At 33.5% G+C, this 10,013-nt stretch carries 7 protein-coding genes; 2 read left to right on the top strand and 5 right to left on the bottom strand.

Features of this window, described 5'->3' with window-relative positions; translation table 11 throughout:
* Nucleotides 1–186 precede the first annotated feature (186 nt).
* The 5 genes from V5784_RS03805 to V5784_RS03785 form a co-directional block, all read right to left on the bottom strand.
* Nucleotides 187–1,410 carry an ABC transporter permease gene (locus V5784_RS03805; protein ID WP_336887727.1) on the bottom strand — a complete coding sequence of 408 codons (1,224 nt, stop codon included), beginning with the start codon at nt 1,408–1,410 and terminating at the stop codon, nt 187–189.
* Nucleotides 1,388–2,122, bottom strand: coding sequence for an ABC transporter ATP-binding protein (locus V5784_RS03800; protein ID WP_336887726.1), 735 nt, complete (start codon nt 2,120–2,122; stop codon nt 1,388–1,390). The genes V5784_RS03805 and V5784_RS03800 overlap by 23 nt, the downstream gene beginning before the upstream one ends.
* Nucleotides 2,122–3,225, bottom strand: coding sequence for an efflux RND transporter periplasmic adaptor subunit (locus tag V5784_RS03795; RefSeq protein WP_336887725.1), 1,104 nt, complete (start codon nt 3,223–3,225; stop codon nt 2,122–2,124). The genes V5784_RS03800 and V5784_RS03795 overlap by 1 nt, the downstream gene beginning before the upstream one ends.
* Before the next feature lies 1 nt (nt 3,226).
* Nucleotides 3,227–4,456, bottom strand: coding sequence for a hypothetical protein (locus V5784_RS03790; protein ID WP_336887724.1), 1,230 nt, complete (start codon nt 4,454–4,456; stop codon nt 3,227–3,229).
* Nucleotides 4,457–4,655: 199 nt separating this feature from the next.
* Nucleotides 4,656–6,230, bottom strand: a complete 1,575-nt coding sequence (locus tag V5784_RS03785; RefSeq protein ID WP_336887723.1) for an FAD-dependent protein — start codon at nt 6,228–6,230, stop codon at nt 4,656–4,658.
* A gap of 675 nt (nt 6,231–6,905) precedes the next feature.
* Here V5784_RS03785 and V5784_RS03780 point away from each other — a divergent pair.
* Nucleotides 6,906–7,748 (top strand): MIP/aquaporin family protein, encoded by an 843-nt coding sequence (locus tag V5784_RS03780; RefSeq protein ID WP_336887722.1) that lies wholly within the window; start codon nt 6,906–6,908, stop codon nt 7,746–7,748.
* Between the two features lie 20 nt (nt 7,749–7,768).
* Nucleotides 7,769–9,268, top strand: coding sequence for a glycerol kinase GlpK (gene glpK, locus V5784_RS03775; protein WP_336887721.1), 1,500 nt, complete (start codon nt 7,769–7,771; stop codon nt 9,266–9,268).
* Nucleotides 9,269–10,013: the final 745 nt, after the last annotated feature.

Below are 10,013 nucleotides of genomic sequence, written 5' to 3'. Positions count from 1 at the left end.
AATAGAATTTGAAGAAAGATTAAAAGGACATTTATAAAAAAATAGGTAAATGAAAAGGGTACCAATTAAGATACCCTCTATCAGCTAAGAAATGTAATTTACACGTAATTTGGGACAGACCCTCTACCTGAGTGTGGTTTTTCTCCCATGTTATATAAAATTAATTTTAGGTGATTCAGTGTTATTTTATTCGTTTCTCAGAGCATCGATAGGATTTAACATCGAAGCCTGTTTGGCTGGATAAACTCCGAAAATAAGTCCTATTAAAGTGGAGATAATTACGGACATTCCCACTATAGTAGGAGATACAATAGGCTGAATGCTGATAAAATAACCTATGATATAGGAGAGGACATATCCCATAAGGATTCCAATCCCTCCTCCAATGAGTGACAGAAGGATTGCTTCTGTTAAAAATTGAAATAAAATATCATTATTTTTAGCTCCTATAGCCTTTCTAATCCCTATCTCTTTTATCCTTTCTGTAACACTTACAAGCATGATATTCATGACTCCAATCCCTCCTACAAAAAGAGAGATACTGGCTACAAAAATAATAAATATATTCAATGTTTCTAGGATACTCTTTAATTCACTTCCCTTAGAGACTTTCTCCTCATATTCATATATATCAGAATGATTTCTACTTTCTAATTGTCTAATGACATCTGCTAGAACCTGTTTACCATTAGTTGGATCTTCTGGCATGACTACGACAGTCTCATAATTTTCTGTTCCTTGTAAACGCTCCATCTGAGATAGAGGTATCCTAGTAAAGGTAGGCATTCTAGGTGCCAATCCAATTTCATTCATAGTAGCGTCTGGATGTCGAAAAACACCTACTACAGTAAATTCTTTGACTATGTACAGGCCTTTAAAGTCTATGGTTACTTTTTCCCCCAATGAAGATTTATTTCCAAATAGTTTTTTAGCCGTAATATGATCTAAAACTATAACAGGAGTACATTCTTCATATTCCACGCTCAAGATTGGTCTACCTTCTATATACTCAACCTCATCAACCTTCTCATAATCAGGGGTAGTTGAATCGACGACAGCCATTCTTCTAATCTCTTTTCCTAGATTATTCCTAATATCAATTCTTTCACGAACACTAGCTGTTATGGCCATTATTCCATCCACATTCTTCTGTATATATTCAATATCTTCCTTTTTCAGGGAATAGATACTTTTATATTCGTCGGCATCTTCATCTACAGTTATTTCATATACACCAAATCCGCTGTTAGCCAGATTACCAGTTATTTTTTTCTCTCCACCCTTACCTATTGCAGACATAGCTATAACCGAAGAGATTCCAATAATTATTCCTAGCATAGTCAGGAGAGATCTCATCTTGTTACTGATTAAAGATTGTATGGAACTCTTAAATATCTCTATAAAATTCATGATCAATTACCTCGTTTTTTATTAATTTCCCATCATGGAATCGAATAATTCTTTTACAATTTTGACCTACGTTATCCTCATGGGTGACCATGATTATAGTAGCTCCCTCTCTATTAAGCTTTTTAAATATCTCTATGATCTCTGCTTCAGATGCGGAATCTAAATTTCCAGTAGGTTCATCAGCCATAATGATTTCTGGTTTCACAACTAGAGCTCTAGCTATGGCTACTCTTTGACATTGTCCTCCTGATAATTCATTAGGTCTATGATTGGCTCTATTTTCTAAGCCCACACTTCTAAGGGCCTCCATAGCTCTTTCTTTTCTTATTTTTGCATTTACTCCACCATAAACAAGTGGTAGAGCTACATTTTCCCAAGATTTTAATTTAGGTAAGAGATTGAAAGACTGAAATACAAAACCTATTTTTTTATTTCTAACTTCTGCCAATTGATTATCATCTAAATTTGAAGTATCAATTTTATCTAATTTATAAGTCCCAGATGTAGGAGTGTCTAAGCATCCCAGAATATTCATCATGGTAGATTTTCCACTGCCACTATGTCCCATGATAGCTACAAGTTCACCACTTTTTATAATATATGAAACATCATCCAATGCTTTTAGATTAATATCACCAGTTGTATAGATTTTATCCAACTGGGATATCTCTATGATTGTCTCTCTATCGCTATAATTTATATTATCAGTCATTAATTTGCCTCCCTTCCTTTTCCCTGTCTACTCCCAATTTTAACTTCCTGGTTTTCTTCCAAAGCAATAAAAGGATTTTTTAGGATAGAGATTCCCTCGGGCAGGTTAGCTATTATAATCATACTGCTGTTATTTTCTTTTATTTCAACATAATTTTTTCTTATATTTTTTTCTGTATTTAAAACAAATACATAATAGCCCTTCTTATCTTCTAAAATAGAGGATCTCGGAATAGATATAGCATCATCTATGGAATTCACAATGATATCTACAGATGTATTAAATCCAGGTCGGAGTTCTTTGGGTAAATTATCTATAGTAATTTCTACATCTACATAAGCTTCTGTGTCGGTGTCAGTAGAACTATTGTTAGAAGAGTTTGATTCTGTAGCAGATGAAAGGGTAGAAATATTACTTACAATACCATGAAGTTCATCATCATAGGCATCTGGTCGAATCTTTACATCTTGACCTAATAATATCCCGTGAATGCTGTACTCCGGCACATTGGCAACAACGATAAGATCTGATAGGTCAGCTATTTCAAATAACTCTACCTCGGTATTTACCCTGTAATTAGCTTCTGCAACCATAGATATGATTGTTCCATCAAAGGGACTTTTAATTTCATCTAACATCTTAGACGATTCCTCTTGGAGGCCCTCTATATTTAATTTAGATTTTTCTATGTCAAATTCTATATCCTCTATCTCTACTTTGGTAGACCCTCCTATTTGAAACATGGAAACAGCATTTTTTAGATTTCTCTCGAATTTTTTTAGATTTATTTCTTCTACTTTTAAGTTTCTAATAACAGTATGTTTGTCTTCTGGATCAAACGTCATAATAGTTTCACCTTTTTTCACATAATCTCCAGCAGTATAAAAAACTTCATCTACCTTGAGAGATCTATCGACATATATCAACTTGGTATCCCTTGCCTCAACTACCCCGTCAACTTCTATGATCTTTTCAAATGTTGATTTTTCTACATTAAATACTTGATATTCCTTGGATACTACCTCCCCTTGAGAGGTTTTATAATAGGCAAATCCTCCTCCTATTATGACTAGAGCTATTATTCCAATAATAATCTTTTTCATCTTACCTCCTGTATTTCATCTCATATATAAATGCGGTCAATTCATTTTCTTTTATCTCGAGTTCAATGGAACTAGTGATATATTCTTCATATTTTTCTATATAATTTATATAGGTTTCATTTCCTTGCTCATAGTTTAATTTATAGATATTGTATGACATCTCATCTACTTCCTCTTTGAGTTTTAGATTTGTAATTTCCTTCACAAGGGAGTTATATTCATTGAAATATTCATTTTTTTGATTTTCTATATTTTTCTCTAACTTTTCTTTTTCCATTTGAAGACGTTCTTTATCTACTTCATAGGTTGCTGTAGTATCATCGTATTCAAATAAAGTTTTATTTATACTAAATCTTACTGACCATTCATCGTTTTGAACATCATAAAAAGTTCCTGCATAGAGGTCTGGCCACTTAGTATCGTATGCTGAATATTTTTTATCCTCTTCCACTTTATCTATAGATAGATCTATATTTTCTAACGATCTGTCACCGATATTATTGATATCCTCACCATATAATTCTTCTAATTTTGTATATTTTATTTCAGAATCGATTTTTAGATTAAATACTGTCTCAAAAGTTTTTTCTATTTGAATTAGGTCAAGGCTTAATTGATCTATATCATTGTTTAAGTTTCCTAAACGCATCTTTGAATATTTATAATCCAACTTAGAAGATTGCCCTATATTAAATCCCCTTTCCAGCTCAACTGCATCTGCTTCTAAACTAGGCAATAAATTCTTTTTTAATTTTAATTCTAATCTTGCATCCATAAGAGTTTCGTATGTATCTATCAGTGATAAAGTTTCCTCCTCCATCCTATCATCTTCAAAATTTAATCTAATGATCTCATCGATGGTAAATAAATTTCTATTATATTTCCTTTCCCCATAAAAGATATCTTTTAAGTTCTTTTCCAAACCAAATAACTGCTCATCATCATTATATTTACTTTCATATTTAAAGAAATCATATGAAGCAGATATCGATCCCGTAGAACTTTCTCCATCTGAATCACTTATAGATTCACTGCTTCCCTTGATATCTATTCCATCTCTGTCTATCCTATCTATTTTTTTGTCATCGATGGACAGCTGTTTTTGTTCTAGAACACGATATTTACTAGAATATCCATTTTGTTCTAGCTGTACAATAAGTTCATCCAAGGTTGTTCCATAGGATTGGGAGAATATGAGTAATGCTCCTACAAGTAGACCTATTTTTTTCAAAATGTTACCCCCTTTTTTAATAAAATTCAATAAAAATACCTACTAAGCTTAGTAGGTATTCTATTGCTACAATGAGTATACGACATCTTTGTGAAAATCCTGTGAAAATCCTGTGAAGATATATAAATATTACAGATCTTTAGTTTTTTATTAATTTTTTCCAGAATGTATCTCTATCATCTGTAATTATTATCATATTTTATATCTCTTTTGCAAATATACTGTCCACTATTTTTAACCCATCTATAGCAGCACTGGTGATTCCACCGGCATATCCTGCTCCCTCACCAATTGGATATAATCCCTTTGTACTGATAGATTCTCCAGCCTCATTTCTAGTGATTTTAACCGGTGCAGATGTCCTCGTCTCAGGCCCGATTAGGAGGGCTTCGTTAGATACAAAGTTAGGCATCTTTTTCCATTGGTGGAAGGCTGCCTTCATATTTTTCTTTATCACATCTGGGAAAAATTCATTTAAATTTTGAGATTGCATCCTCATTGAATAGCTACTTTTAGGCAGGGAAGTAGATTTTTTATCCTTCATAAAGTCTACAACTCTCTGTGCCACGCCTCCATAATTCCCCACAGACTTATACGCATCTCTCTCTAATTTTTCTTGATATTCCATCCCACTGAATAGGTGGTCACCAAATTCAGTGGCTTTAATTCCTACAGCTATAGCGGAGTTACTAAATTCTCCATCTCTTTTGGAATAACTCATCCCGTTGACTAAACTTGTATTTCTTTCAGAGGCAGCATTGACTATGACTCCTCCCGGACACATACAAAATGAGAATACTCCTCTGCTTTCGGCTTTGTTGTTAAATGTCATACTGTATGTAGCAGCCTCTAGGTTTTCGTGGTCAGCAAATTTTCCATATTGCATCTTATCTATAACTGCTCTGGGGTGTTCTATCCTTGTTCCCATGGCAAATGGTTTATTTTCCATGAATACACCATTTTTATGAAGCATCCTATAGGTATCTCTGGCACTATGACCTATGGCTAATACCAGATGTTCTATCTCCACTCTATCTTTTTCACCATGAGATACTGTATCTACACCAATTACTTTATTATTCCTTAGAATAACATTTTCAACCAGAGTATCAAAATAGAATGTCCCTCCCATCTGTATTATTTTAGATCTCAGGTTTTTGGTTACAACTTTTAGTATATCGGTACCTATATGAGGTTTATAGTCCCACATAATTTCTTTTTGAGCTCCGAGTCCCACGAAAGTTTCAAATACATGGGTAATATATTCACTCTTTACTCGGGTATTTAACTTCCCATCGGAATAAGTCCCAGCTCCTCCTTCACCAAACTGAATATTAGAATTTGTATCCAGGTCATCATCTGTGTAGAAGTTGTCTATGGATCTATCTCTTTCATCCACTTTTTTCCCACGTTCAAAGATAATGGGTTTATATCCATATTCACATAACCTCAGTGCTGCAAAGAGTCCTGCAGGCCCGCTGCCTATTATTCCTATACGTCCATCTAAATTTTTAGATCTTCTGAGTTTTATTAAAAGGGCCTTGGGTTTAGTCAGCCATCTATGTCCCTCTAAGTTTATCTCTTTTTTTAGGGTTAATTCCAAATTATATAAAAATTTGATCTGAGTTTTTTTTCTGGAATCAATGGAACGCTTTATATATTCTATATGGACAACATTGGATAGGTCTATCCCCTTCTTTATCAATTCATTTTTTATGGCACGATCTTGATCCTTTTCTATGGGTATCATTATATTATTTATTACAGCTTTCATTTTTCACCTCTTTAGTTAGTTTTACATATCATTATATCATATTTAAAATATAATCAATATTTAAAAGATTAAGATTTATTTATAAAGGATTAAAAAAAGTAGCCTAGGCTACTTTTTTTCTATTGACTTTATAATGTTGTTCTATGGTGGTAGTGTTTGTCAAACACTACCACCATAAACATAGAAGGCTTTTTTTTGACACAGATTACTATGGATCTAAAATCTAAAATATACGATTATTAAAATTATGTGTACTAGAAAACTTAATTTTAAATGTATTCACAGATTAAAAAACAAAAACCTTTACACTAAGCTCGCTAAGATTTTTTTAGAACACAGAGATTCACTGTTTTTTTTACTTTTTATTCTCTGTTAAAATCTACTCCTATCTGTATAATCTGCGACTAAAGCTTTTATATCTACAACTAGATCAGAAATTTTTAGTTTGTAAATTGTTTAATAAATGGACTTTCAGTTTAAAATCTAAACGTAAATTTGACAAAGCAAAAAAAAAGAGGTAGGCTCTTATTAGAAAGATATATAAATCTTAGAGACCGAGAGAAGATTAAAGACTGTCCTGTGAAAGGGATAAATTTTTTAGTCTTCTTTTTTATCAGATTTATAATTTTGGACGAGGTTAAAAAAGGCGCAATTATATCTAAAGGAGGTTTGTGGATGAAAAGGAAAAGAATTATAGGAGAATGTTTAGCTGAATTTTTAGGAACTGCTTTGCTTTTATTTTTTGGAGCAGGTTGTGTGGCAGCATTGGTATTGGCAGGCGTAGATATGGGACAATGGGAAATAAGTATCGTTTGGGGATTGGGTGTATCTATAGCGATTTATATCACAGGAGGAGTTTCTGGGGCATATATAAATCCTGCAGTAACTTTGGCAATGATGACATTTAGAGGGTTTGATAAAAAGAAGGTAATTCCTTATATAATTGCCCAAATGTTAGGAGCATTTTCTGGAGCGGGACTTGTATATTTCTTATATAAAAACCTATTTGTAGTTTACGACAAAGCTCATGGAATAATCAGAGGAAGTGTAGAAAGTTTATCTACAGCAGGAATTTTTTCTACATATCCGCATCCACAGATCGATAACTTTCAAGCATTTATAGTGGAAGTAGTAATAACAGCAGTACTTATGATGACGATCTTTGCAGTGGGAGATGACCAAAATGGAGCTCCTAAAGGACATTCAGCGGCTGTATTAATTGGTATAGTAATTGCAATAATTGGAGCATCTTTAGGACCTCTTACAGGATTTGCAATGAATCCAGCTAGAGACCTTGGACCAAAAATATTCACATATTTAGCAGGATGGGGAAATGTAGCATTTACAGGTGGCTTATCAAATCCATATTTCTGGGTACCAATATTAGGACCGATAGTAGGAGCACAGCTTGGAGCGTTAATATACGATAAAGTGATCACAAATAATTTACCAAAAGAAGTTTGTGATATAGAAAATAAAGAAGACAGTGAAGAAGAGATAGGAATATTTAAAAACTAAAAAACTTAGGAGGATTCAAAATGGCAAAGAAATATGTAATAGCATTGGATCAAGGGACAACAAGTTCGAGAGCAGTTATTTTTGATAAAAGTGGACATATTGTAGGTTCTTCTCAAAGAGAATTCACACAAATATATCCTAAAGCAGGATGGGTAGAGCACGATCCAATGGAAATATGGGCAACTCAAAGTTCAATGTTAACTGAAGTTTTAGCTAAAACAGGAATTAAGCCTGAAGAAGTAGCTAGTATCGGAATCGCAAACCAAAGAGAAACAACTATAGTCTGGGAAAAAAGTACAGGTAAGCCAGTATACAACGCTATAGTATGGCAATGTAGAAGAACAGCTTCTATCTGTGATGATATCAAAGAAAATGGACATGAGGAATATATAAGAAAAAATACAGGACTAGTTGTAGATGCTTACTTTAGTGGAACTAAGATAAAATGGATCTTAGATAATGTAGAGGGAGCCCATGAAAAAGCAGAAAATGGAGAGTTACTTTTTGGAACTGTCGACACTTGGTTAGTTTGGAAATTAACCAATGGAAAAGTTCACGTAACCGACTATACAAATGCATCTAGAACTATGTTATTTAATATAAAAGAATTAAAATGGGATGAAAAATTATTGGAAATATTAGATGTACCAAAATCTATGTTACCAGAAGTAAAGAACTCAAGTGAAATCTATGGATATGCTAACCTAGGTGGTAAAGGTGGATTCAGAATTCCTATCGCCGGGATAGCAGGAGACCAACAGGCAGCTCTATTTGGACAGGCTTGTTTTAAACCAGGGGAAGCAAAAAATACCTACGGTACAGGATGTTTCTTACTTATGAATACAGGAACAGAGATGATAGAATCTAAAAATGGATTATTGACTACTATAGCTATTGGAATAAATGGAAAGGTAGAGTATGCTTTAGAAGGAAGTGTATTTGTAGCGGGAGCATCGATACAATGGCTTCGTGATGAGATGGGACTTATTAAAGATGCTGCAGATAGTGAGTATTTTGCGAACAAAGTAAAAGATAGTAATGGTGTCTATGTAGTCCCTGCATTTGTAGGATTAGGATCTCCTTATTGGGATATGTATGCAAGAGGGTGTATTGTAGGTCTTACTCGAGGAGCTAATAGAAATCATATCATAAGGGCTACTCTAGAATCTATAGCATACCAAAGTAAAGATCTTATAGAAGCTATGCAAGAGGATTCAGGAATTAAATTATCTAGTTTAAAAGTTGATGGAGGAGCAGTTGCAAATAACTTCTTGATGCAATTTCAATCAGATATCTTAGATGCAAAGGTACTGAGACCTGAAGTAACTGAAACTACAGCTTTAGGAGCGGCTTATCTTGCTGGTCTTGCTGTTGGATTCTGGAATGATAAAGAGGAGATAACAAAAAAATGGAACTTAGATAGATTGTATGAACCTAAGTTAGAGGAAGAGAATAGAGTAACGATGTATAAAGGTTGGAAAAAAGCAGTGACTAGATCGAAAAATTGGGAAAACGACTAAAAAAAACAATAAAAAAGATGATTCCTGTATTCTACAGGAATCTTTTTTTTGCCACAGATTACACAGAACTTATACGAATATTAATTTTTATCATATTTAAAGAAAAAAATTAAATGTATTAAAACAAAAACCTTTACACTAAGCTCACTAAGATTTTTTTGGAGCACAGAGAACACGGAGGTTCACAGAAATAATTTTTTTCTTGAGCCTGACTAAGGTCTGACTTTTATTTGGAATCTTTAAAGCTTTTATCCCCCCCATTGACAATTATACATTGTACACCTTCAATTATTCTCTCTCATTGCTCTCCTGTGAGCTCCTAGAAACTTCCCCTTGTAGTTATACCCCTAGCATTGAAATACATCAAATAAGGAGGCCATAAAACCTTTGGTACTATTGGGATAGAGGTGTGATAAATAGTTTAGTCCGCTGAGAGGACTAAAAGGGTCACTCATTACCTTAAAGGAGTTTGAAAATACCCTTAAAGGTAGTAAAAATAGCCTTATTTTGCCCAAAAATTACAGTGATTTACAATAATGATCGAGACCTCTGTTTATGGTCAAGTAAAATGTCAGCGTTTTAGCAAGGGATAAAAAAACCATGGATTCGATCAAATAAAAAACACCTCCTACAAACTAGATTTCTCTAGGAGTAGGAGGTGTGATTTTAGTCTAGATTCGGGTCTGTCTCATATTTTGTGTAAACCTCCAAATTAGTGTAAACTACAATTACATTAATTTGGAGG

The organism is Psychrilyobacter sp., from assembly GCF_037132775.1.
GTDB lineage: Bacteria > Fusobacteriota > Fusobacteriia > Fusobacteriales > Fusobacteriaceae > Psychrilyobacter.
This window is presented reverse-complemented; position numbering and strand designations above follow the sequence as displayed.